Source organism: Beijerinckia indica subsp. indica ATCC 9039 (assembly GCF_000019845.1).
GTDB lineage: Bacteria > Pseudomonadota > Alphaproteobacteria > Rhizobiales > Beijerinckiaceae > Beijerinckia > Beijerinckia indica.
Map to the genome: position 1 here is coordinate 319180 of NC_010581.1, position 23855 is coordinate 343034.

Sequence of the window (23855 nt, forward strand, 5' to 3'; positions counted from 1 at the left end):
TCAGATTGGTCCTAAAAGTGGGGCCGCTTTTGGGCCTGATGCTCTAACCTTCCGCCAGCTTGGCGCGGATCGAGGGCGGAATACGTTTGGCGCGGCTCCCCGCCAATATGGCAAGCCGCACGGTGGCGGTTACCAGAATGGTCTTCTGCTCGCTGTCTTGTCGCGTGACGCGTTGAGTCATGGTGATGGAGGCCCCGCCGATCGTCTCGATGAGGGTCTCGACGATCAATTCGTCATCCATCCGCGCCGGGCGCAGAAAATCGAGCACCATGCCGCGCACGACGAAGGCAAAGGCTTCCCCCTCGGAACGCATGGCGAGGAGGCCTTGGGAAATGCCGCGTTCGCGCAGGAATTCGGTGCGGCCGCGTTCCATGAAACGCAGATAGGAGGCATGATAGACGATGCCGGAAAAATCCGTGTCTTCATAATAGACACGAATGCCGAGACAATGCGGCACGACGCTTTCTGGACTCTCCATGTCTCTTTACACGGCCTTTTCCTAAGCTGATGCTCTACAGCATCAGACCCAAAAGTGGCTCCCACTTTTGGGACCAATCTGATGCGTTTTCAGAAAGATAGAGCATTGGACAGGGTTCAATTGAAAGTCCGATGCTCTAGTCGACGAGAAGCAGGACGTCATTCGGATTGATGACGGCATGGGCCGGCATCCCTTCCTTGAGATTTAGCGCTTTCACCGATTCATTGGTCATCGACGCAATCAGCTTGATACCCTGGACGGTAATTTCGACATGGGAGGTCGTCGGACCTTGATGGATGGCCGCGACCGTTCCGTCCAACACGTTGCAGGCGGAAATCTTACTCATGGCATCCTTTCTTGGCCAATGAACGCAATTACATTTGATCAAATCTAGACGTGAAGAGAGATCATTGAGAGGGTGAAAGTTTTCCAATGATCCTTGAGCTTGTCGTTAGCTCTGATTTTATGGATGAAATATCAATGCAATCTAGGCGTTATCAAGGGGGAAAGGCAATTCCTGACTGCTGACTCAGCATGCTTCCTGCATGGTCATCCTGAGAGATTTTAGATATAGCTTTGTGACAAAGCTCTTACACTCCCTCTTAAGAGTCCCAGGCTGGTTCATTTTTTTGTTTTTTCTTGGTCGGTAAAAGGATCCAGCGGAGTGATGATGTGATTCTTCCTATTTTGCCCGACCATGTGCTCGACCAATTGCTGGCCGATGATAGTCCACTTCTCGATCTGACAACCCATGTCCTCGCCCTTGATGCTCACGCCGGGGAGATGCATTTCGCCGCGCGCGACCCCATGGTGGCAGCCTGCGTGGAGGAGGCTGCCCGGATCATCGAACGGGCGGGCGCCAAAGTTGTGCGGCACGCCGCGTCCGGCGACAGACTGGTGCCGAAGGCTCCGATCCTGACCGCGCAAGGGCCCGCCCCGGTTTTGTTGCGCGCCTGGAAGGTCAGCCAGAATCTGATTGAAGTGGCCTCCGGCATAGCCACGGCCACCGCCGCTCTCGTCGATGCGGCCCGCGCGGTTCGCCCCAATATTGCGGTCACCTGCACCCGCAAGGCGGTGCCAGGCACCAAGCTGATCTCGCTCAAGGCCATTCTCGCCGGCGGGGCTTTGCCGCATCGTCTCGGCCTCTCCGAAACCATTTTGATCTTTGCCGAGCATCGCGCCTTTCTGAGCGGTCAGTCGGAACAGGCTTTGGTCGAACAGGTTCGCCGCGAGGCGGCCGAGAAGAAAATTGTCGTGGAGGTAGCCTCGGTCGAAGAAGCTCTGGCCTGGGCCAAGGCGGGGGCCGATGTGATTCAGGCGGAAAAATTTTCTCCTGCGGCCATTATATCCTTGGTCGAGGCCGTGGGATCGCTGCAACCAAAGCCGGTGATCGCCGCAGCGGGGGGAATTAATGCTGAAAATGCAGGCCTTTATGCGGCGGCAGGGGCGGATGTTCTCGTGACCTCCTCACCTTATTGGGGCAAGCCGCGCGATGTCGCGGTCACGCTTGGTCCAGCCATCCTCGGTCAATGACCAGCACCTCCGACTTGCGACATTTGAAAATTAAGGCATGTTCGTCATGTTTACGCTTATATCAAAAGGCGGAGCCTCTTCGAGGTTTTGAAAATCAATTGCATGATGCCACGCAGAAAAAGCTTGGCTTCATTCTCGCATTTTCATCTTTCGAAAGAGGGGCAGGGATTCAAGGATGATCCAGGAACATTCCTGGTGACTCAAGAATAGGGCAAAGGGCAACGCTCGGATTCGTGGAGCGGCCCTTGAATAGGCTCTTATGCGATAGGCTCTTATGCGATAGGCGCTTGTGCATTAGGCTCTGAGGCAGGACGGGGGATCACGATCGGATCATGTTGGAAGTCGCGAAAAAAACCAGACGCCGGCCCAGCCTGAAGACGATGCTTCACGCCCGCGTCTTGCGTCACGACGAGAGCATGGGCCTGACGACCTTGTTTTGCGAGGATGGGGAATTGCGTGTGCCGCTGATCGATCATCCGATCGGCTCGGTCGTCCGCGTGCGCATTGATGCGCGGGACGTCTCTATCGCTTTGTCGCGCCCAATGGATGTCTCGATCACCAATCGGCTTCCTGGGCAGATCGCCGAGCTCGAATATCTCACGCCGCCCTATGTGCGTGTGACGTTCGATCTCGGCAAGACCCGCCTGCATGCCCTTGTGACCAAGGAATCAATCCTGCGGCTGGCGCTCGAGCCTGGCCTGTCCGCCTGGGTGATGATCAAGGCGGTGGCGATTGCCAGTGGTGAAATTACGCCAGATCGCGCTCCGGCTCCACGACCTTGGCCTTTGGCTCGAAAGCCCAATCCAGAGCCAACGTAAGTTCGTCGAGGGATTTCTTGGCGGAATTCGACGAGTGCCGCTCGATCGAGCAGTAAAGCGCGACGAGACGTTCACCGAAAGGGGTGATCTCGGCACCGCCGCCGCGTCGCCCGGGGAAGGTGGCGATGACGGGGCTTTCGAACGTGCGGTTTAGCGCGTCGACGGTCAGCCAGCATTTCCGATAGGAAAGGCCGAGGGCACGGCTGGCACCGATAATCGACCGTTCGGAACGGATCATATTGATCAAGGCCAGATCTTCCGGCCCAAAAGATCCGCCATTCGGCAATTGGAGTTCGATCGCGAGGCAGGCCCGGCTAGGCTTAGGTTTTTGCATGGAAGCTCCCTTATAGCTCGAACTATAGCAGGCATTGCCCGAAATTTCGAGTCAATTTGCCGAGGGTATAGCCCCAAGGTCCTAAATAATTGATTTCGTCTTGCCTTTTTTCAAGGGAGAAAGAGCCCCTGATTGAGTTGCAATTCCAACAATATTTTTGAACGCATAGGATAATGCTGTTTTGCATGCAAAATGTGACAGGTAGATGAAACTTAATGTAAGTGGAGGCCTGGCACGAGGTGGCTGAGGTCGATGCGTGCCGCGTCGGCCCGGCGCATGGCGCGGAGAACGGCCTCGGCAATGCTGTGCGGCCGTTCGTCCATGCCGGTCCAGCGGCCAGCCCGACCGCTCGGATCGATTTCGACAAGCTTGACGCCGGAAGGCATTTCTGTGTCATCGCGCGCGAGACCGCGCAAAATGCCATCCATCGGAGCCATGATGGGTTGGCGGTCGAGATGGCCGATCACCACGCCCTTGAACACGCGGGTCCCGACATCGAGCGCCGTGCGCCAGCGCCCGCCGGCTTCCGTATAGACGAAACGCTCGGCGCCGACGCCGCCAAGCAGGCTCGGCTCCTCGTGCTGGTCCTCTGTCGCGCCATCAACCAAAGGATGGCCGATGCGACCGGGACGGGTTTCGATCGCAAGATCGCAATTCTCGCCGATCCTGTAGCCGGGGCCAAGGCCGATCGCACATTTGGCGAGGCCGCGTAGATCCGGCTTGATCGAGCGCTTGTGCATCCGCGCATCGACGATGACATCGACGGGACCGAGAATGAGGAGATCGATCAGCCCCATCATGGTGACGAGAACCGTGTCGCGCGCCGCGAGCGCTGCTGGCACCTCGCTCAGATAATCGACGCGCTGCCCTTTGAGATCATTGACCCAGGCGAAATCCCCGAAGAGGGCATCATGAAAGGCCATGCCCCGGCGGATGACCGGAATGACCGGATCATGCGTGAGGATCACGGCCCGGCCGGTCCGATGCAGCAGCACGGCGACGGCTGAGGCGATTTCATTGGTTCCGAGAACGATGGCAAGGGGACGGCTTGAAAAGCGGTTCGAATCCGTCCGATTGGAAAAAGGGTCGGGGCGCATGGAGACCTCTAAGGCATCAAGCCAAAAAGCGGGCCACGCTCCTTGGTGAATGTGATGCAATTCTGAAGACTTAGAGCATCTCTCTGGCCTTGTTCAGCGAGCGACACTCTAGGACGAACGGCTGTTAATCCTAGAATACGTCAAAAGCTATATACTGAACAATACTTTTCATCGGCAATTTGCCCGCGATTTCACCTCAAACGCGAACTTTGGCGCGTCAGCGTAACTCCAGGGCGTATGAGAACCCCGGAGATATTTTGATATTACAGGATTTTCTGGATCGGCCGGAGGGTGCCTGCCGCCTAAAAATTCAGCGTAAATGTTCGGAGAAAAAAGCCAGCGAGCGGGAGAGGGCGAGATCGGCGCTCGGCTTGTCATAGCTTGAGCGGGCGTCACAATTGAAGCCATGGCCGGCCGGATAGGTATAGATCGGCACATTGGGATGGGCTGCGTGGATCTTGGCGACATCGGCCGGGGGGATCAGATTGTCGCGTTCTCCGAAATGGAGGAGGAGCGGCACTTTGAGTTGGAGATCGGCAACCTGGGCAATGCCGCCGCCATAATAGGCGACCGCGGCGGCAAGGCCGGGCACGCGGGCTGCGGCGGTAAAGCTCATGAGGCCGCCAAAACAATAGCCGACGATGCCGACCTTGCCAGCGCTTGAGGCGGCGGCGACTGCGGCGGCGATATCGAGCAAGGCCTTCTCCTTGTCGATCTTATTCATGAAATTGATGGCTTTGTTATAATCCTCGCCGGTGTAACCAAGCTCGACGTCGGGTTCCATCCGATCGAACAAAGCCGGGGCGACGACCAGATAGCCTTCGGCCGCATAGCCATCGGCGACCTTGCGGATATGCGGATTGACCCCGAAAATTTCCTGTACGACGACAATGCCGCCACGCGGCGTGCCGGAAGGAACGGCCTTGTAGGCACCGATCTTCACGCCATCGCTCGCCGTCAAAGTGATCTGTTCACCCATGGCTTCTCCTTCCCTTCGACTGTGCCAAATTTCGGGCTTCATGGCTCCGGGGTCTTGGCTCTGATTGCGCAGTTCTGATTGCCGCCCTGAAGTGTTTCGGATTTATCCGAAACGCTTCACTCGGGAAACGGGAGCATTTTCAAATGTAAATTGAAAATGCTCTGGCACAGCGGTCAGGCGGCGGCGGGCGTCGCCTGTTTGGATGTCTTGCCGGCGGTGCCGTCCACCGGCTTGTTGACTGGAATGGTTTGCGTTTGAGGTGCCGGCCCTTGAGCCTGCTCTTGAACTTGTCCTTGGGCCGAAGCTTGTGCCTCTTGCGCGCGCGCCATCACGGCCTCGGGGCTGGCGAGCGAAGCAGCGCTCCGATCGAGCCGCGTATAGAGCGTGAAACGCGGGTCGACAATGAAGGTCACGAAAAGTTTGAACCAGGACCGATGATATTTCAGATGGCCGTAGAATTCAGGCGCCATGGCTTTGAGGCAGGGAAGCCAGATCCACGGTACGTCCGGAAAATCATGGTGCTCGTTATGGTAGCCGATATTCAGGGCGAGGAAGTTCAAGGGCCCGTAATAATCATAGGTTTCCTGCTGCGTGTCGGGTGTGAAATGTTCCTGAATCCAGCGCGCGCCGAGCGGATGCAGGCCACCGACGGAAAACCAGAAGGACGCGAAGAGATAGAGGAGAGCCACAGGGCCGAAGGCGGCAAGGATCGCAAGATCGAACAGGACGACGCAGGCGAGATTGATGAAAGTCCAGCGGCTCCACATGGGCACGGTGGCCTTGAGGCGGCTGAGCCTTGTGCCCTGGAAGACCGGAAACAAAAGCATCCACGCGGCCTTGCCGTACCATGTGCGGCCGAAGAGGCGGGCCTCCCAATGGCTCGGCAGATCGGCATCATAATCATAATCGCCGAGATGCGAGTGATGCTTGATATGGAAATAGCGAAACCCCATGGCGGTCGGCACCGTATTGGGGAGATCGGCGAGAATGCCCGCCCATTTATTCGCCCGCACCGATTCGAAGATGCAATTATGCGTCGCGTCGTGGATCACCACGAAGAGAGCATGATTGGCGAAGGCGCCGATGCAATAAGCGGCGATGAGCGCGACCCACCAGACATGAGAACTCATCCAGCCGGCCATCAGGATCTGGAATCCGACGATGCCGAGCGTAATGACGAACGTGAGCGGATCGTGGCCGACCAGCGCGACGACATCGGGATGGGCTGCTGTGATCGCACGGCGGCGCGGCGGATGCGGGCGCTGCGCGGGCCCCGGAATATAGGCCGTGAGGCGGGGCGCACGATCGGGTGGACCGAGATCGAAAAGTTTGGCCATGGGAGACATCCTTTCGAGTTCGGGTTTTGGGGACGGCCCATCTGGGACAGGCGTGGTTCTTGGCCCCGTTTGGACACTACGCGATCTTAAAAACAAAGAGCCTTTTCAGCATCCCCATGGAGGCTGAAAAGGCTCTGGAGCATCAATTGGTCGCGGAAGCGAAAACCTTTGCAGATCCATATGATGCGGTGCAAAGAGCGGGAGCCTCCGCGCCGGAAGGATCAAAGATCCCCAAAGCTGTCGTCGGTCGAAGCACCGGCGGGAAGGGCCCGTGATTTCGGCGTGCGCTTCCAGGTTTCTGTGCCACCGAACGAGCTTTTGAGGATGGCTGGCGCGTTGGACAGGCTGATGTAGATCATCATGGGCGGCAGCAGAATCAACGTCAGGAGATATTGATGCAGCGGACCGCGACGCAGGACGAGATAGGGAACCAGCGTCAGGCCGATGGCGATGAAGGCGACGAAAGCTGCAAAGCCATCGAGCAAAGGCACATAATCGGTTGCATCACCACCGCGCAGCAGCACGCCGGCAAGGATGGATGCCGTGGCAACGGCGGCGCAGGGATAGAAAGCCTGGATCAGGATCAGGAAGCTCGACGAGAGCTTGAGACCAAAAGAGCAATCCGAGGTCCAGATCTGTTTCATGAGCTTGCGAGTGACCTGCACGAAGCCGGTCGACCAACGTCTTTGCTGGACACGCCAATGACGAACCTTTTCCGGGACGAGGCCGGGCACCACGGGTTCCATGGTGAAGACGCCATGCCAGCCGGCGACACGAGCCCGGACCGTTAGATCGAGATCCTCGCAGAGGGAATCCGCGGACCAGCCACCGGCGGCCTCGATCGCCTCACGCCGCCACAGGCCAGCGGTGCCATTGAACTGGAACAGCCAGCCAGCGCGATAGCGCGTCGCTTGTTCCATCGTATAATGGGCATCCATCATCAGACCCTGGATGCGGGTCAGCCAATTGGTGGCATAATTGGAAAATTCGCAGCGCGACTGGACGAAACCAGCCTTTTTGTCGGCGATCAGCATGGGCACGACGGCCCGCAGCCAGTTGGACGGCGGCCGGAAATCGACGTCGAAAATGGCGACATAAGGTGCATCGCAACGGGCCATGCCGGCGGCCAGCGCGCCGGCCTTGTAGCCGGACCGATCGGCGCGACGCAGATGCAGCACATCGGTGCCTTGGGCCCGCAGATTAAGCACAATTCTCTGGGCGATCGTCGAGGTTTCGTCGGTCGAGTCGTCGAGAAGCTGAATATGCAGCCGGTCGCGCGGCCATTGCAGGGCAGCCGCCGCCTGCAGCGCCTCGGCGACCATTTCCGCTTCGTTGAAGACCGGAATCTGGATCAGAACGTGGGGGAGGTTGGCTTCCGCCACGAGCGGACCGGGCAGGGGCACCCGCAGGCGCCGACCGATCAATAGCTCGAAAATATTAATGCCGATCAGAGCCAGAAAGCCGCTCGCAACGAGCAGTAATCCGAGAAGGGAGAGCATGAGGCTGCTCTCGAGACCAAATCTCAGGAAATCGATCGATAACAAAGGCTGCATCCCGCCGCAGTATTTCAGACTATTCCACGTTTTCGATTCATCATGGATTGGCGGGGGGCTCAACCAACGAATTGCAACATATTCTTGCAACGGGTGAGAAAGCTTAATGATGCCTTCCCAAGGGGTTGACACGTCTTGTTCTGAAAAAAGAATCAAATGCCGAGGTGGCCATCGGCGCGGGAAGAAATTCCCGCTTTGGAACGAATTCTTGTGTTTTCAGAACTTTGGAGGGGTCGGTCTCAACTTGAAAATCATCAAGAATGCTTTTGGGAACAGTCTCAAATTTTAACCATATCTTTGAAACAGGCGGCTTCGCACTCTCAGACCCGTTCCTGTGTCTGGGGCACCTGCGCCGCGACGCCCGCCATGATCCTGTCGTAGAGCCTGGGCGGCAGGAGACGACCAAATCGCGCCAGCCAATAGAGCGGCAGGGGGAAGGCAATGATCGCCTTGCCGCGCTCCAAACCGCGACGTATGAGCGCGGCGGCTTTGGAGTCGCTGATTTCGAGCGGTTTGAGCGCGTCGATACTGTCGTTCAAGGGCGTCTTGACGAAGCCGGGGATAATCAGGCTGACGACGAGGCCGCGTGCTTCAAGGCGGCCGCGAATCGATTCCATATAGGCGTGAACGGCGGATTTGGTCATGCAATAGGCGGGCGCATAGGGCAGGCCGTGGAGGCCGGCGATCGAGCCAATACAGGCGATTTGCCCTTTCCCACGCGCGCTCATGGGCTGGATCAAAGGCTCGATCGTATTGAGGACACCAAGGAGATTGGTGGCCAGAATGGCCCTGACCGCCTGCGGGTCCTCGGTCAATTCGCCGGGCGAGAGCCCGGTGGTAATGCCGGCATTGGCGATGGCGAGATCGATCGGATGCGTTTTGTCCCGTTCGGAGATCCAGGCTGCCATGGCGGCCTGATCGCGCACATCGATCGCGCCGATAATCACCTCCGCGCCCTGGTCCATGGCCTTTTGCGCTGTGGCCGCGAGCCGTTCCGCATTGCGCCCGATGAGGATGAGGCGGGAGCCCGGTGCCGCATAGGCGAGGGCCAACGCCCGGCCGATGCCACTCGAGGCGCCGGTGATCAGGACGGTTTGGGGAGGGCGCCGGCTGTTAAGAGGCATGAGGAGACGGATTCCGGATGAGATTGGCTTCGGCCAGGATCGCGAGTTCGCCGGGTTTTGAATCGTTGGACGCGGGAGGAGCGGCCAGATGCGCCATCAGGCGCAGGACGATCTCGGGTTCGGGCTCGGTGCGATGGCGGACGATTTTGCCGGACAGGGTAAGGCCCTGGCCGAGGAAAACCGGCCGCAGGAATTTCGCGGAAAGGCGGGAAAGCCGCAATTGCGGGTTCCAGGCGGCAAGACAAGGCTCGAAAGATGCCAGGATCAGCATGCCCTGCACGGGAGGAAGCGGCAGGCCGATACTGTGCGCGGCGGCGGGATCGAGGTGCAGGGGATTATCGTCGCCCGAGGCCAGGGCATAGGCGGAAAGCGCTGAGCTATCGAAAGGCCCAAGTGCCTGGGGCGGCAAGATCTCACCGGGTTTGGGCCAGGGGAAATCAGGACATGAGACGCCAGGATCAAGGGACATCTAATCAAGGGCCTCCAGGGACGGGACGGCGCGGGGCGGGCGTTGGGGCTTAAGCCCGGCCGCGTCGCCTGTCCGATCCCTAGAGCATTTGGCGCTGGAAAGGAAATTGTTTCCTATACCAAAGGTCGTGAAGAACGACCTTTGGTTCCTTTCTTGAATTTTCGCTTTTTCAAAGCGAGAGCGAAAATTCAAGAGCAGTCCAACGGTCATTTATTGTGACCGTTGGCATTTAAGGGTGGTTAAAAGCTATTCCGCCGCCGCTTTATTGATCTTCTCGTCGTCGGGATTGATCGGATCGGGTGGCAGACCGCCTTCCGCCTGGGGATTCGAAATATATTTGAAATTTCCTTCGTTCCAGGGACCGCGATAATCCTCGCCGGCCGAGAAATTGAAGACCACATTGACTGTTTCGTCCGGCGTGATGGTGCCAAACATGGGATCGTCGAGCTTGCCCATGGCGGCGAGCGCCTTCATGAACATTTGCGTATGCGTGATCTCCCGTGTCAGCAGGTGGACCAGCACTTTCTTGGTCTTCTCGTCCATGCAGCGTTTGATCAAGGCTTCATAAGTCTGCCTCGCGCCAGCCTCTGAAGCAATATTGGCGCGCAAGTCGCGCACGACATTGCCGCCCTCGTTGATATAGGACGCGGTCCAGTGTGCCCCCTGGCTATCGAGGAAATGCGGACCAATGCCTTTCATGGAGAAGAGAGGCGCTGCATGAACAGCGGTCTGATCGATCTTGCTGGTATGTTGGGCAATCAGCTTGCCGACCATTTCGAGATGACTGAATTCCTCGATGGCAATGTCTTGCAGCATATCGCGGATGCTGGCGTCCTCCACATGGAACGATTGTACCCAATATTGCAGAGCCGCGGTTAATTCCCCGGTCGCGCCGCCAAATTGTTCCAGGAGCATTTGGCCGAAGCTGGGGTCTGGTGTTCCGATGCTGACGGGATGAAGGGTTTCCTTGACATGGAGAAACATGGCTGATCCTCGAGAAACCTGGTTTGATGTGATTGGAAAACCAAGAGCATCGCTCATGTCCGGTTTGACATGCGGTGCTCTAGGTAGAACCGTCGTGCGATGGATATCGGCGCGACGTGAAAGCCGCGGATCGCTTGCTGAGAATTGGCAAAGAAGGTTGCAAGGGTGCCCTGCAAGAGGATGGATGGCGGCTCCGTTCCGCGAACTTGGTCAAGTGCGCGGGTATTCAAAACAGCCTTGCGGGCTTCAGCCCCATAAGGCTGCTTGCCCGGCAAACGAGGCAGGGACATAAAAGTTCAAGGCCGATGCGTGAAATTATCGCGGGCTGAGCCGTCGTATGAGGCATAATTTTTGCTTCAATTGCAAGCTATTGCATGGGTCGAAGGCTGGCGCCATCAAGGATCGGCCCAAGCAGGGCTTGACCGGTTTGCCGGTCCTTAAGAATACTTGGCCTAAACATCTCGCCAGAGAATCGATCAGCAACCCCCAGTATCGGCAATCACCGACTTTTGCTCCTGGAAAGGCTGCTTCATTGGCGAGGATTGCATGCGCTTCAGACTTTCACCGCCCTCACCGCCTGTCCTGCTCGTCTCCCTGGCGGTCGCCGTGACGGCCATCGCCACGCTCTATACGAAAGTGCCCTGGGTCGGCCATTATGTCTCCACGCACCGGTTCTGGGCCATGGCAGCGGCCTATGGCATTCTTCTCGCTGGTGTCGTTTTCGAGGGGCTTTGAGAAACCGGTCCAAGCATCGACCCGCTGAACGGGCCTGAAAAAGCGGGAGGGATGATGGCCGGTACTGTTTCCATGGTGGTTGCAGCAGGCGTGCTCTTCGTTATTTTTTGGTTGGCACTGGCGATCCCGACCGCGTTGTTCGCACATCGAGCCGGTGATCGGGTGTGGATCGCCTTCGCCGTTTGGTGCCCCTTCTGGATGGCACCTTTGCTTTACCTATTTCCGGCGCGAACAGGATTCCTTGTCTGGTTTTTTTGGGCGCCAGGAGCCGTCTATCTTTGGCTTTTGGCCTTACGAAAATAGAATTAATTTAAACAGTACAATGGAGTGTTCGCGAAGAAGCCAGTCCGATATTATATTGACCCCATGCCCAAAGCTCCTTCCTCCCCGCGAACGGCCCAATCCAAGACCGCTGAGCCGGCGGTTGCCAAAAAGCCAAGAACCTCCAAGGCGAAGGCCTCCAAGCCGGAGGTTCAGCCGCTCGACGAGCATCTTGCTGCCCTGCTCAATCCGGCTCTGAACAAATCGCTCGCCACGCTCGAAGAGCATGGCGAGCCATCGGGCTTTGCCGAGGCGCGGGCGGCTTTTCATTTCGATGTGGAACCCTTGGAGATGGAGGCGCCGGCCCGCAGGCGCGGCGGCCGGGGCACGGCCGCGAAGCCGGCTTTCTCGGAGCTCACCGGGGCCTCGGCGACAGCGGAATCCTTGCAGGACCTCTTGGCGCGGGGCGATCCCAATCTGCGCGAGCGGCCTCCGTGGCAGCCGCATCGTCCGCCCCGGCCCGACAAAAGCGAAGGGGGCCATGCGTTCGAAATTGTCTCGGATTACACTCCGCAAGGCGATCAGCCGCAGGCGATCGATGAATTAGTCACTGGCATCAAAGCTCAGGAACGCGATCAGGTTCTGCTTGGCGTCACCGGCTCCGGTAAAACCTTCACCATGGCGCAGGTCATCGCCCGCACCAATCGCCCCGCCTTGATCCTTGCCCCCAATAAAACTTTGGCCGCGCAGCTCTATGGCGAGTTCAAAAGCTTCTTTCCCAATAATGCGGTCGAATATTTCGTTTCTTATTACGATTATTACCAGCCGGAAGCCTATGTGCCGCGTTCCGACACCTATATCGAGAAGGAAAGCTCGATCAACGAGCAGATCGACCGGATGCGCCACGCCGCGACCCGTGCCCTGCTCGAGCGCGATGATGTGATTATCGTCGCTTCCGTGTCCTGTATCTATGGTATCGGCTCGGTCGAGACCTATACGGCCATGACCTTCACCTTGAAACGGGGCGAGCGGATCGACCAGCGCCAATTGATCGGTGATCTCGTTGCCTTGCAATACAAGCGTTCAGCGGGCGATTTTTCGCGCGGCGTGTTCCGGGTGCGCGGCGATACGCTCGAATTATTTCCAGCCCATTATGAGGATCGCGCCTGGCGTATTGGCTTTTTCGGCGATGAGATTGAAAGCATCGTTGAATTTGATCCCCTGACCGGCAAGAAAGTGCAGGATCTCGAATTCGTTAAGGTTTATGCTAATTCCCATTATGTGACGCCGCGCCCGACACTGTTGCAATCGATCAAGGGCATCAAGCAGGAATTGAAGCAGCGCCTCGATGAACTGAATGCGGCGGGCCGATTGCTGGAGGCGCAAAGGCTCGAACAGCGCACGGTCTTTGATCTTGAAATGCTGGAAGCGACGGGATCTTGCGCCGGCATCGAGAATTATTCGCGCTATCTGACCGGCCGCAGGCCCGGTGAGCCGCCGCCAACCCTGTTTGAATATCTCCCCGATAATGCGCTCGTTTTTACCGATGAGTCGCATGTCACCGTGCCGCAGATCGGTGCCATGTATCGCGGCGACTTCCGGCGTAAGGCGACGCTCGCCGAATATGGTTTCCGTCTGCCGTCCTGTCTCGATAATCGCCCGCTGCGTTTCGAGGAATGGGAGGCGATGCGGCCGCAAACGGTGCATGTTTCCGCGACGCCCGGTTCCTGGGAAATGGAGCAGACCGGCGGTGTCTTCGTCGAACAGGTCATCCGCCCGACGGGCCTCATCGATCCACCCGTCGAGGTACATCCGGCGCGCTCGCAGGTTGATGATCTCCTCGATGAATTGCGCCAGGTCACGCGCCAAGGCTATCGCAGCCTCGTCACGGTGCTAACCAAACGCATGGCCGAGGATCTGACCGAATATTTGCACGAGGCTGGCATCCGCGTGCGTTACATGCATTCCGATATTGATACGATCGAGCGTATCGAGATTATCCGCGATCTCAGGCTCGGCGCTTTCGATGTCCTGATCGGCATCAATCTGTTGCGCGAGGGACTCGATATTCCCGAATGTGGTTTCGTTGCTATTCTCGACGCCGACAAGGAAGGCTTTTTGCGGAGCGAAACCTCATTGGTGCAGACGATCGGCCGCGCCGCCCGTAATGTCGAAGGCAAAGTTATTCTCTATGCCGATCACGAGACCGGATCGATGCAACGCGCCATGGCCGAGACGACGCGCCGCCGCGAGAAGCAGGAAGCTTATAATAGGGAACATGGCATTACGCCGGCGACGATCAAACGCGGCATTCACGACATTCTGGGTTCTGTCTACGAGCAGGATCATGTGAGTGTCGATGCCGGTCTCGCCCAGGCCGATCTCAAGCCCGGCCATAATTTCAAGATGACCATTGCCGATCTCGAAAAGCGTATGCGCGAGGCGGCGGCCAATCTCGAATTCGAGGCGGCGGCCCGCTACCGCGATGAATTGCAACGGTTACAGGCGGTCGAATTGGCTGTTTCCGATGATCCGCTGGCGCGCCAGGAAGAGGTTGAGGAACAGGCCGGGGCCTATAAGGGCGCACGCAAATATGGCGCCGCCGCCAATCTGCCGGTGAACCGTCCGCACAAACCGACCGATGCCGAAATGGGGCCGCATAATTTTGGCGGTGGCGAAGCCAAGCCGCATGCAGGTTCCGGTAAATCTCCCCAGCGCATGAAGCGGCGGGCTTCGAAGCCTACGCGTTCCGCATCCTGAGAAAATGACACGGACATATTGTCCCGTATGACGTTCCAGATTTTTTGAAGTGTAACGCACGACCGACAACCCATCGCGTGATTTTATGTTGATCGGCCATTTAGCCTATGGTGTTGTTGGCTATGGTTCGCGACTTTGAACTATATGGGGGAAAAAATGACCGAAGCTCTGGAATTGTTGATTGCAAAAGCCCGGAAGATTCAAATGACGGATGAGCAGGCACGAGAGCAAAGATTGAGTTTTGTTTATGGGAATACCCATATTGAAAATTCTATGATTACCCGCGAGATGGTTGCCGAAGCTGACGAAAAAATCACCCAAGAGGAAAAGGCTCAAGCTGCAGAGGCAAAATGAGCGAGGATCGCCACAGCCAAGCTGATCCAGTAGAGTTGATTTCCGATCCAATCGAAAAAGCGCGTCGAGAAGCAGAAAATGGGGTTAGGCAGTTCAAGACCGCTGCCAAAATTATTATAGATCAAATTTGGGATGGGGGACGTAAGTTCCGTCTAACACAAGCCTTAATTCTCCAACTCCATCAACAGGCCCTGGAAGGCCTCCATCCATTGGCGGGCACATACCGGAATTCTCCAGTTCGTATTGGGCAAAGCCACCACAATCCACCTCCCCATATCGAGGTTCCTGACCATGTGGCGGAGATGTGCCGCTACGTTAATGAAAATTGGGATGAAAGGAATGCAATTCACCTTGCCGCTTATGTTCTGTGGCGAATGAACTGGATTCACCCCTTTGCCGATGGTAACGGGAGAACGGCACGCGTTGTTTCTTATGTCGTCCTTAATATAAAGCTAAAGAGTCTTCTTCCTGGTACGCCGACAATTCCAGACCAAATCGCCGCCGATAAAAAACCTTATTACGATGAACTCGAAAAAGCGGATGCGGGATGGAAGCATGAGAGATTGCATCTCGCGGGCATGGAAAAGATGCTAGAAGAGATGTTGGAACGACAATTATCTCACGCGACTGAAGAAGCCGCTACTGATCCGCTTTAGTCAGTTCCTGTAATTCCAAAACAAGAGATTATTTCGGCCGGATAATTTCGGCGGCGGCGAGCTTAATCCGCAAGGTCAAGCTGGAGCGAAGGGCTAGCCCCGTTCTAGGACATCGTGTCTCAAGGCTTTACTGACGGCTCCCGGCGTCAAACGCCGATGACGGATTGATCCCCATACGTCATGCCGACAGAGAGTTCCGTCCTTTGCGGAACTCGGCAAAAACGGCCGAGGCTGACATCGGCGCCGATCGCGACCAAGGCGGCGATCCGTGTTCCCTCGCCGATGATCGTATCACGCAAAATGCCCCGATCGATCGTGCTATTGGCGCCGATAACGACCTTGTCCTGGACGATGACTCGGCCGGGCGCCACTGGCCAGGCAGTAAGAACCGGGGACTGACCCATGCGGACACCCGGCGCAAGAACGACTTCATTGCCGATCAAGGCGTGACTGATGGACACTCCGGCTCCGATTGAACAATCGCGCCCAATCCGGACCCCCGGACCGATGACGCTTCCAGCGCCAATAAGAGAGCCAGCACCGATTTCGGCACGCGGACCGATGACGGCTCCGGGATCGATTCCAACTCCCGTTTCCAGCCGGGCATTGGGATGGACATGGGCGCCGGGCGAAACGCCCAACAGACCCGGACCGCCAAAACCACTCTCTGGCCGGAGGGATTCGCGGAATAGAATCGCAAGAACCAGCGCGGCAGCCCCTGGCGGGTCGAGGGTCAGGAGCGGAACGACCGAAGGCGCGAGCAGGCTGGCTTGGGCGGGAACAATAAGACAGGCCGTCGCGCCGGTCTCGCAGAGCAGGGCCGGATCTTGGGACGCATCGAAGAAAGAGAGGTCGCCCCGGCCCGCATTTTCTAGCGGTGCCACGGCATGGATATGCGCGGTCAGATCTCCCGCTCCCTGGGCTCCGGTCAAAGCTGCGACTTCGGCGAGGGAAAGCCAGGGAGCCGGCGGCGTAAAGAGAGGATCACTCATGGGAAGAGAAACGGATGAAGATAAAATCAAACCCAAAAGTGAATATCACTTTTGGGTTTGATGACACATTCGAAGGATTCATGAGCAATGTGGTTGAACGCACTCGCCTCTTGAGGGGCAGCGGCTTATCCAATCCGAGGGGCCTTGCGGCTTGTTCCCTTGGATTGAGCCGGTGCGCGAGCCACCAAGAACGGGCCCTGACGGGGCTTGGTTTTAGAAACTCGTGCCACCCGTAAAGTTGAAGATTCGGGTCTGGTCGAAGGGGCTCTTCGTGAGCGCCTTGGCGAAATCGAACCGGATCGGACCCATGGGGGACGACCAGATCAGGGACACGCCGACCGATGAGCGGACCGTCATGCCAGCACCGCCAACCGTGATCGTATTGCCTTGCGTATAAAGCGGCGGAGCATTGTTCGGGATAATGTTGCCGCCATTGGCGAAATTGGTCCGGCCTTCATATCCCCAAAGGCTACCCGCATCGGCGAAAACGGCGCCTCTCAGGCCGAGGTCACGCGGCAGGCCCCAGAGCGGGAACTGAGCTTCGAGCGTGGCGCCCCAATATTTCGTGCCACCCAAGGGGTTGCCGCTCCAATCGACACCGGGCGAGACGTCGCGTGGGCCAAGACCCATGGGCTGGAAGCCGCGCACGAGGCTTGGTCCGAGGTTGAAATTATCAACGATGCGCAAGGGATGGCCCTTGCTGTTCAAGGAGACAAGATCGCCACCTTGCAAGCGGAGGAACCCAACGATGTCCTCGGTGAGTTCGTGATAGATTCGGAAATCACCGGTGGTCCTGACGAATTCCGAATAACCACCCGCGCCGGCCACGTCCTGGCGCAATTCAGCAAAAATGCCGGATGTCGGATTCTTGTTATTGTCCAAGCTGTTATAGGACAATGTATAACCAAACATGGAGGTCAGATATTGACCCGCCGCCTGCTTCAGGGCGAGCGAGGCTTCACCATTCGTCAAGCAGCTATAGGAATAACTGGGAGCGCCGGCGCCAAAGCCAGGCGTCAAGCCCCAGATCGGCCTGTTACAGTCGTCATAGGGGTGATTCCAATCATCGGGAATGGTGAGATCGGAATTATAGATCGAATAGCGTGGCGAGAAGGTCAGTTCCTCGGTCACCGGCAGGCCGAGACGGAACGTGCCACCGGTGATGAAATTGCTGTAATAGGAATAGTAGGAGACCTCGGTCTTCTTCGCATAGAGATCGAAGCCGGCGGCGATCCTGTTGCCAAGGAAATAGGGCTCCGTGAAGCTGAAATCGACGCCACGGCTATATTGGCCGGCACTGACCGCAAGACGGACATATTGGCCGCGGCCCATGAAATTGCTTTCGCTGACCGAGACTTCGGCGATCAGACCGGAGGCGGTGCCATAGCCGCCCGACAGGGAGAGCGAACCCGTCGATTGATCCTCGACATCCACCACGATGATGACACGATCGGGGGCGGAGCCTGGCTCGTTGGTGATCTTGACCTTTTTGAAATAGCCAAGATTGTTCAGCCGCCGCTCGGCGCGCTCAACGATCGCGCGATTATAGGCATCCCCTTCACCCAGATCGAATTCGCGACGGATGACATAGTCGCGCGTGCGGGTGTTGCCGCGGATGACGATGCGCTCGATATAGACGCGCGGCCCTTCCTCTAGGACGAAAACGATACTGACGGTGCGCGAGGCCGGATCGCGATCTCCGCGCGGATGCACCTGGCTGAAGGCAAAGCCGTGCCGGGAGATTTCGCGGGTCAGAGCATCGACGGTCTTCTCGACCATGTCACCATTGTAGATTTCGCCGGGCGAAAGACGCAGGAACTTTTGCAGCGAATTGGTGTCGATATCGGGCAGATGCGAGTCGATGGTGACGCTCTGGACCTTATATTGGACGCCTTCCTCGACCGTGATGGTGATCACATAGCCGCCTTCGTTCTCATCGAATTTCGCATCCGAGCCGACGACGCGGAAATCCGCATAGCCGTTCTTGAGGTAGAAACGGCGGATCAGCTCGAGATCGGAGCCAATGCGATCAGGATCATAGACGTCGGAGGTTTTGAAGAAGGAGAGGAAATTCATCTCCGTCGTCTGCATGAGATCACGCAGTTTATTCGACGTAAAAACCGTATTGCCGACGAATTCGATCCGCTTCACGCCGGTTTTTTCGCCTTCGTCGATGGTGAAGACGACGTCCATGCGGCCATTGGGGAGATCGACGATGCGAGACGTCACCTTGGCGCCGGCGCGGCCTGCCCGCCGGTAGGCGTCCTTGATGCGCTCGACGTCGGCATCGACGGTGGCCTTGCTGTAGGCACCGCGCGACTTGGATTGAACCTCACCCTGCAAGGTTTCGGTCTTGACCTTGCTGTTACCCTCGAACACCACGCGGTTGATGATATTGTTCTCGGTGACCGAAACCACGAGGCCGCCGCCTGCTTGGCTGATCTTGACGTCGGAGAACATACCCGTGGCGTAGAGATCCTTCACGCCCTTGTTGACGGAGGCGGAATCGGTGCCGGTGAAATAGGAGGCGATCGTCTCCGTATCGACCCTTTTATTGCCGTGGACGCTCACGGACACGGCGAAAGCGGAAGGCATCACGGCGGCAAGATAAAGGGAGGCTATGAGCGCCGTGGCGCTGGCCCTGCCCAAGAACTTCGCTTTGCCCGAGAGCCCTGCGCGGCTCAAGCGCCTCGGACTGCTCCCGACGCTTGCGTCCTGTGAGGCTGCGGCCTCGGCCTTACTGGCAATGATCCGGCTTGAGTGACCCTTGATGATCGGCATTCAGACCGGTCCCCGCATTCCCATTTGGCCTACACACAACCCGACTTTCAAGGAAAGTGCGTCCAGTTGTCGAATAATGGATCGAAAGAACCCACTCTTTCAAATCCGCTCTTTTTTGCTTCTACAATTTTTAGCCAAGCCTGCAAATCAAGTTTGTTATCATTTGTCGTTTTTGACTCTGCCGCGGCCTGCAAGTCACGTCCTATGGTAAGCAACACCTTATGAATTACAGTTAATGACACCCAAACGACGGTTTTACTCAACCCCAATGCAATAATTGCCGGGTGATGCGTAAAACATCATTATAGGTCGCGAAAATCATCAAGGCCGCGACAAGGGTCATTCCAACACGGAAACCGAATTGCTGCACTCTTTCATTGAGAGCCCGGCCCTGGATGGCCTCAATCGCATAGAAGAACAAATGGCCGCCGTCCAGCAACGGGATCGGGAGCAGATTGAGGATGCCGACCGAAATCGACAAGATCGCGGCAAGATGGAGAACGGCGGCGATACCGATCTTGGCCATTTCCCCTGAAGCCTGGGCAATGCCGACGACGCCCGACATTTGCGCCGCTGATTCTTTGCCGCTGAACAGGCCGACGACATAATCTCCGGTGCGCGCGATGACATACCATGTTTCGGAGACGGCGAGATGGGCCGAATCGGCCAGGCCGTAATGTTCGACGCGCCAGTTTTCCGGCTTGCCCTTGGCCTCGACGCCGAGCACACCGACCCTCGTCGTTCCAAGCGGTGTGACAATATCGCGCACACGGGGGGTGGCGTTGAGCGTCAGTTCCTTGCCCTGGCGGGCGATGGTGAAGGTCAAGCTCTGGTCGCGGGTTGTCTGGACCAGGCGCTGCATGGCCTCGAAACTGTCGATTGGTTGGCCGTCGATCGACAGAATCAGATCGCCTGGCTGGAAGCCCGCCGCCTCGGCGGCGCTGCCGGCGGAGACACCGTCCACATAGGGGAGCAGAATGTTGCGGCCATTAACATAGAAAATACCGGTGAAGAGCACGATCGCCAGGATGAAATTGGCGAGCGGACCGGCGACGACAATGGCCGCGCGTTTCCAGACCTTTTGGGCAAAAAAGCTCACGGCGCGCTCGGCCGCCGGCATCGAGGCCGCGGCTGCTTCATCGGTCATGGAGGCGCCATTGGCGTCCCCGTGGAATTTGACATAACCGCCAAGCGGCAAGGCGGCGAGACGCCAGCGGGTGCCGTAGCGATCCACAAAGGCGAATAATTCGGGTCCGAAACCCAGCGAAAAGGCATCGACCTGGACGCCACAGAGGCGGCCGATCAGGAAATGCCCGAATTCATGGAAAAAGACGATGAGGCTCAGGACGCAAACGAAGGGCACGAGATAAGCGCCAAGCGACCAGAGGCTGCTGAGAATCGGCATAGAGGGCTCCTCTCGGGCGGATCGAGGGCGAGGCCCTCGTTCGATGATCAATTCCCCGCGGCATCAATGCGCGGAGGTGCAGGGCCAAGGCCGTGCATTGACGCGCACCGTCAATGCAGCGTCGCCACATTGCCCTTGGCGAGAGAAGCACGCGTGCGTTCCCGGATCAACTGATCCATTTCCAAGGCCTCGGTGACGCTTTCGGGATCGCGGGCGATCCCATCGGCCTGGGCCTGTTCGCAAGCCTGCTCGACCAGGCGGGCAATGGCATGGAAGGAAATGCGTTTATCAAGGAAGGCTTCTACGGCGATCTCATTGGCGGCGTTTAAAATAGTGGGGAGTCCTTGGCCGGCGCGCAAGGCGTCGAGCGCCACGCGCAGGGCCGGGAAACGCTCGAAATCCGGTCGTTCGAAGGTCAGGCTCCCGACGCCCGCGAGATCAAGCCGTCGTGCCGCCGTGTTGATGCGCTCAGGATAGGAGAGGCAATGGGCGATCGGCACTTTCATGTCGGGCGCGGCCATGCCGGCGGTCACCGACCCATCGGTGAAATGCACCAAGCCGTGCACCACGGATTGCGGATGCACCAGCACGTCGAGCCGTGCCGCCTCGATGCCGAAGAGATAATGGGCCTCGATCACCTCGAGCCCCTTGTTCATGAGGCCCGCCGAATCGACGGTGATTTTTGGCCCCATCGACCAATTGGGATGGTTCAACGCCTGTTCCGGCGTGGCCTTGGCGATTTCCTCGGCGGTCCAGGTGCGGAATGGCCCTCCGGAAGCGGTGAGCGTAATCATCTCGATCGAATCGAGATTGGCGTCATTCATCGCCTGGAAGATCGCATTATGCTCGCTGTCCACCGGCAGGAGGCGGGTCCCCATGGCGGCGGCCTGGCGCATGAAGGCGGGACCGGCGCAGACGAGACATTCCTTATTGGCGAGCGCGACCGTGCGTCCGGCCGAGAGCGCGGCATAAGTCGGCGCGACGCCTGCGGTTCCGGCAATGGCGCCCATCACCATGTCGGAAGGGTGCAGCGCTGCTTCGACAACAGAATCTGGACCGGCCGCGGCCTCGATGCCCGTGCCGCTCAAGGCTTCCTTCAAATCCTTATAGCCGGCCGGATCGGCCAAAGCCGCGAAGGAGGCGCCAAGTTCGCGCGCGACCTTGGCCAGAGCTTGCGGGTCGCGGCCCCCCGCGACGGCCGCCACCGTGAAGGCGCCTTTGGCCCCGGAAATGATCGCGGCCGTCGATTGGCCGATGGAGCCCGTCGCTCCGAGGATCACGATACTGCGGCTGGCTTTCGCTTCGGCGGCCTCGGACCGCAATTCGCTGACTTTACCCATTCCCCCTCGCTTCTTCGCGGAGTCTGATCGTTCAGTCTGCTTATCCCGCATCAGCCTTGCCGTGTAAATCGCCTTCGGCGGGCAGGTGGCTGTCGCCAGCCTTTTAGGACCAGAAGAGCACGCCTTGAGCCAGGGAGGGGAGGCCACGCGCAGCGCCGACCAGCCAGATGAAGATGGAGGCTGTGATGAACCCATCGAGCCGGTCCATGAACCCGCCGTGGCCGGGGATCAAATGGCCGGAATCCTTGACCCCAAAATGACGCTTGATCCAGGATTCGAAGAGATCACCCCCTTGCGAGATCTGGGCTGTGAGCAGTCCCAGGAGAAAAATCGGCGTGAGGCCTGGCGTTGAAACGCAGGGAATGGGCGACGCGGCGACGAGCAGCAGAGTGCCGAAAATACCGCCGCACAAAACGCCGACCAGCATGCCGGACCAGGTTTTGCCCGGCGACACACGGGGCCACAGGCGCGGGCCGCCGATCAGACGCCCGGCGAAATAGGCGGAAATATCCGTGCCCCAAATAGTGACGAAGAGCCAGGCCATGACGAGCGTCGCGCAGAGATCGCCTGTGCCAAGACCCTGGACCGCCATCAGCATCAGGCCGGCATAGGGCAGACCGCCAGCGCTCCACAGACGTTTGCCGGGCTCGGCGACGGCGGCGAGAAGCGCGGTGCCGAAGAGGAGCAGTAAAAAGCCCGAGGCTGGATGGCCGATCCAAAGGCAGAGGGCGAGCCCGATGAGCGTGAGCCAACCAAGGCCCAGCCGGAGCGGGCGCCGAGCGCCGCCGATCAGGCTTTCCCACTCGTAGAAGATCGCCAGACTGGCGCCGAGCCAGACGACGAGAAAGACAAGCCCTCCCTGCCAAAGCGCGACCAGGGCAAGGCTCATGAGCACCACAGCGGAAGCGATCCGTGGGCCGAGATCGCCGAAGCGTCTCTTGCCCGCGGGCAAGGGGATTGCCGGCGCGGGATTTTCGGAGGGCGAAGCATTCATGGACGAAAGCCGCCCAGGAATTTGGATTTTTTCGGTGCCGCGCTCACCCCGCCAAACCGGCGTTCGCGTGTGGCGAATTCCGTCAAAGCGGCGGCGAAGGCCTGTTGATTGAAATCCGGCCAATGCATGGGCAGAAAGACGAATTCCGCATAAGCGGCCTGCCACATCAGGAAATTGGACAATCTCTGTTCGCCCGATGTGCGGATAATGAGATCAGGATCGGGAATGCCCGCCGTATCGAGATAGGACGCAAAGAGATGTTCGTTGATATCCTCCGGCTGCAGGAGCCCCTCCGCGACCTTGTGCGCGATGGCCCTCGCGGCGCCGGCAATTTCCTGGCGGCTTCCGTAATTGAAGGCGACCACCAAGGTGAGCCGATCATTGTCGCGTGTGAGATCCTCCGCCTCATCGAGCAAGGCGCGGATATCGGGCTGCAAGGGCTCACGCGCGCCGATGATCTTGACCCTGACGTGGGCCTTGTGCAGGTCGCGAAGATCGTGCCGGATAAAACGCTTGAGCAGGCCCATGAGATCGGTGACCTCTTCGATCGGCCGGCTCCAATTCTCCACGGAGAAACTATAGACGGTGAGATAGTCGAGGCCGAAATCCAGGGCCGCGCGCACGGTCGCGCGCAGAGCCTCGACCCCGCGGCGATGACCTTCGAGGCGGGGAAGGCCGCGAGCCGCTGCCCAGCGGCCGTTGCCGTCCATGATGACGCCGACATGGGCCGGGACGTCGGCGGCGCGAGTTTTCATCCCTTTATCTCTTTCTTGTGTCGTCGCCTCCGGCATTGTCATATGCGCCCCTCCGGATTGCCGGTACACGAGACCATGATATCTGATCGGGAGAATGAGGTGGCCATTCGCGTCAA

24 protein-coding genes are annotated in these 23855 nt (G+C 58.3%); 7 read left to right on the forward strand and 17 right to left on the reverse strand.

Features of this window, described 5'->3' with window-relative positions; all coding sequences use genetic code 11:
- Nucleotides 1-43: 43 nt before the first annotated feature.
- Both ybgC and BIND_RS01405 read right to left on the reverse strand, forming a co-directional pair.
- Nucleotides 44-478, reverse strand: a complete 435-nt coding sequence (gene ybgC, locus BIND_RS01400) for a tol-pal system-associated acyl-CoA thioesterase (protein WP_012383289.1) — start codon at nucleotides 476-478, stop codon at nucleotides 44-46.
- A 136-nt stretch (nucleotides 479-614) separates the two neighbouring features.
- Entirely contained in the window at nucleotides 615-824 is a 210-nt protein-coding gene (locus tag BIND_RS01405) for a TOBE domain-containing protein (RefSeq protein WP_012383290.1), read from the reverse strand.
- Nucleotides 825-1150: 326 nt separating this feature from the next.
- Here BIND_RS01405 and modD point away from each other — a divergent pair, with 326 nt between their 5' ends.
- Nucleotides 1151-2011 (forward strand): ModD protein, encoded by an 861-nt coding sequence (gene modD / locus BIND_RS01410; protein WP_012383291.1) that lies wholly within the window; start codon nucleotides 1151-1153, stop codon nucleotides 2009-2011.
- Between the two features lie 332 nt (nucleotides 2012-2343).
- Nucleotides 2344-2829 (forward strand): TOBE domain-containing protein, encoded by a 486-nt coding sequence (locus BIND_RS01415; RefSeq protein ID WP_012383292.1) that lies wholly within the window; start codon nucleotides 2344-2346, stop codon nucleotides 2827-2829.
- Here BIND_RS01415 and BIND_RS01420 read toward each other — a convergent pair.
- From BIND_RS01420 to BIND_RS21565, 9 genes are all read right to left on the reverse strand, one after another.
- The gene (locus tag BIND_RS01420; RefSeq protein ID WP_012383293.1) at nucleotides 2759-3163 is read right to left on the reverse strand and encodes a winged helix-turn-helix domain-containing protein; all 405 of its coding nucleotides are present in this window, start codon (nucleotides 3161-3163) and stop codon (nucleotides 2759-2761) included. The genes BIND_RS01415 and BIND_RS01420 overlap by 71 nt on opposite strands.
- 212 nt (nucleotides 3164-3375) lie before the next feature.
- Nucleotides 3376-4260, reverse strand: coding sequence for a xanthine dehydrogenase (locus BIND_RS01425; protein WP_012383294.1), 885 nt, complete (start codon nucleotides 4258-4260; stop codon nucleotides 3376-3378).
- A gap of 310 nt (nucleotides 4261-4570) precedes the next feature.
- Nucleotides 4571-5239, reverse strand: coding sequence for a dienelactone hydrolase family protein (locus BIND_RS01430; RefSeq protein WP_012383295.1), 669 nt, complete (start codon nucleotides 5237-5239; stop codon nucleotides 4571-4573).
- Nucleotides 5240-5412: 173 nt separating this feature from the next.
- Entirely contained in the window at nucleotides 5413-6576 is a 1164-nt protein-coding gene (locus tag BIND_RS01435) for a fatty acid desaturase (protein WP_012383296.1), read from the reverse strand.
- A gap of 221 nt (nucleotides 6577-6797) precedes the next feature.
- Nucleotides 6798-8075: a cellulose synthase family protein gene (locus BIND_RS01440; RefSeq protein WP_244395931.1), complete on the reverse strand. Its 1278-nt coding sequence runs from the start codon at nucleotides 8073-8075 to the stop codon at nucleotides 6798-6800.
- Between the two features lie 374 nt (nucleotides 8076-8449).
- On the reverse strand, nucleotides 8450-9253 hold the full coding sequence (locus BIND_RS01445) for an SDR family NAD(P)-dependent oxidoreductase (protein WP_012383298.1): 804 nt from the start codon (nucleotides 9251-9253) through the stop codon (nucleotides 8450-8452).
- Nucleotides 9243-9722, reverse strand: a complete 480-nt coding sequence (locus BIND_RS01450; RefSeq protein WP_012383299.1) for a MaoC/PaaZ C-terminal domain-containing protein — start codon at nucleotides 9720-9722, stop codon at nucleotides 9243-9245. Before BIND_RS01450 ends, BIND_RS01445 begins: the two co-directional genes overlap by 11 nt.
- Before the next feature lie 246 nt (nucleotides 9723-9968).
- Nucleotides 9969-10706, reverse strand: a complete 738-nt coding sequence (locus BIND_RS01460) for a manganese catalase family protein (RefSeq protein WP_012383300.1) — start codon at nucleotides 10704-10706, stop codon at nucleotides 9969-9971.
- A 53-nt stretch (nucleotides 10707-10759) separates the two neighbouring features.
- On the reverse strand, nucleotides 10760-10996 hold the full coding sequence (locus BIND_RS21565; protein WP_041777873.1) for a hypothetical protein: 237 nt from the start codon (nucleotides 10994-10996) through the stop codon (nucleotides 10760-10762).
- A 256-nt stretch (nucleotides 10997-11252) separates the two neighbouring features.
- Here BIND_RS21565 and BIND_RS01470 point away from each other — a divergent pair, with 256 nt between their 5' ends.
- The 5 genes from BIND_RS01470 to BIND_RS01490 all read left to right on the forward strand — a co-directional run bounded on the left by BIND_RS01470 (nucleotide 11253) and on the right by BIND_RS01490 (nucleotide 15472).
- The gene (locus tag BIND_RS01470; RefSeq protein WP_012383301.1) at nucleotides 11253-11441 is read left to right on the forward strand and encodes a hypothetical protein; all 189 of its coding nucleotides are present in this window, start codon (nucleotides 11253-11255) and stop codon (nucleotides 11439-11441) included.
- Between the two features lie 54 nt (nucleotides 11442-11495).
- A complete protein-coding gene (locus BIND_RS01475) occupies nucleotides 11496-11744 on the forward strand; it encodes a hypothetical protein (protein WP_012383302.1) in 249 nt (82 codons plus the stop codon).
- Between the two features lie 63 nt (nucleotides 11745-11807).
- The gene (uvrB, locus tag BIND_RS01480) at nucleotides 11808-14462 is read left to right on the forward strand and encodes an excinuclease ABC subunit UvrB (RefSeq protein ID WP_012383303.1); all 2655 of its coding nucleotides are present in this window, start codon (nucleotides 11808-11810) and stop codon (nucleotides 14460-14462) included.
- A 156-nt stretch (nucleotides 14463-14618) separates the two neighbouring features.
- Complete coding sequence (locus tag BIND_RS01485) at nucleotides 14619-14816, forward strand: hypothetical protein (RefSeq protein WP_012383304.1); 198 nt, start codon at nucleotides 14619-14621, stop codon at nucleotides 14814-14816.
- Nucleotides 14813-15472 (forward strand): Fic family protein, encoded by a 660-nt coding sequence (locus BIND_RS01490; protein ID WP_012383305.1) that lies wholly within the window; start codon nucleotides 14813-14815, stop codon nucleotides 15470-15472. The genes BIND_RS01485 and BIND_RS01490 overlap by 4 nt, the downstream gene beginning before the upstream one ends.
- Before the next feature lie 146 nt (nucleotides 15473-15618).
- Here the strand turns inward: BIND_RS01490 and BIND_RS01495 are convergent, their stop codons facing one another.
- The 6 genes from BIND_RS01495 to BIND_RS01520 all read right to left on the reverse strand — a co-directional run bounded on the left by BIND_RS01495 (nucleotide 15619) and on the right by BIND_RS01520 (nucleotide 23775).
- Nucleotides 15619-16464: an LpxD N-terminal domain-containing protein gene (locus tag BIND_RS01495; RefSeq protein ID WP_012383306.1), complete on the reverse strand. Its 846-nt coding sequence runs from the start codon at nucleotides 16462-16464 to the stop codon at nucleotides 15619-15621.
- A 213-nt stretch (nucleotides 16465-16677) separates the two neighbouring features.
- Nucleotides 16678-19245, reverse strand: coding sequence for an outer membrane protein assembly factor BamA (gene bamA, locus BIND_RS01500; RefSeq protein ID WP_012383307.1), 2568 nt, complete (start codon nucleotides 19243-19245; stop codon nucleotides 16678-16680).
- Nucleotides 19246-19504: 259 nt separating this feature from the next.
- Nucleotides 19505-20650 carry an RIP metalloprotease RseP gene (rseP, locus tag BIND_RS01505; protein ID WP_012383308.1) on the reverse strand — a complete coding sequence of 382 codons (1146 nt, stop codon included), beginning with the start codon at nucleotides 20648-20650 and terminating at the stop codon, nucleotides 19505-19507.
- A gap of 110 nt (nucleotides 20651-20760) precedes the next feature.
- Complete coding sequence (dxr, locus tag BIND_RS01510) at nucleotides 20761-21990, reverse strand: 1-deoxy-D-xylulose-5-phosphate reductoisomerase (RefSeq protein WP_012383309.1); 1230 nt, start codon at nucleotides 21988-21990, stop codon at nucleotides 20761-20763.
- A 103-nt stretch (nucleotides 21991-22093) separates the two neighbouring features.
- Nucleotides 22094-22984, reverse strand: a complete 891-nt coding sequence (locus BIND_RS01515) for a phosphatidate cytidylyltransferase (RefSeq protein WP_012383310.1) — start codon at nucleotides 22982-22984, stop codon at nucleotides 22094-22096.
- The gene (locus BIND_RS01520; protein ID WP_148210700.1) at nucleotides 22981-23775 is read right to left on the reverse strand and encodes an isoprenyl transferase; all 795 of its coding nucleotides are present in this window, start codon (nucleotides 23773-23775) and stop codon (nucleotides 22981-22983) included. The genes BIND_RS01515 and BIND_RS01520 overlap by 4 nt, the downstream gene beginning before the upstream one ends.
- Nucleotides 23776-23855 lie beyond the last annotated feature (80 nt).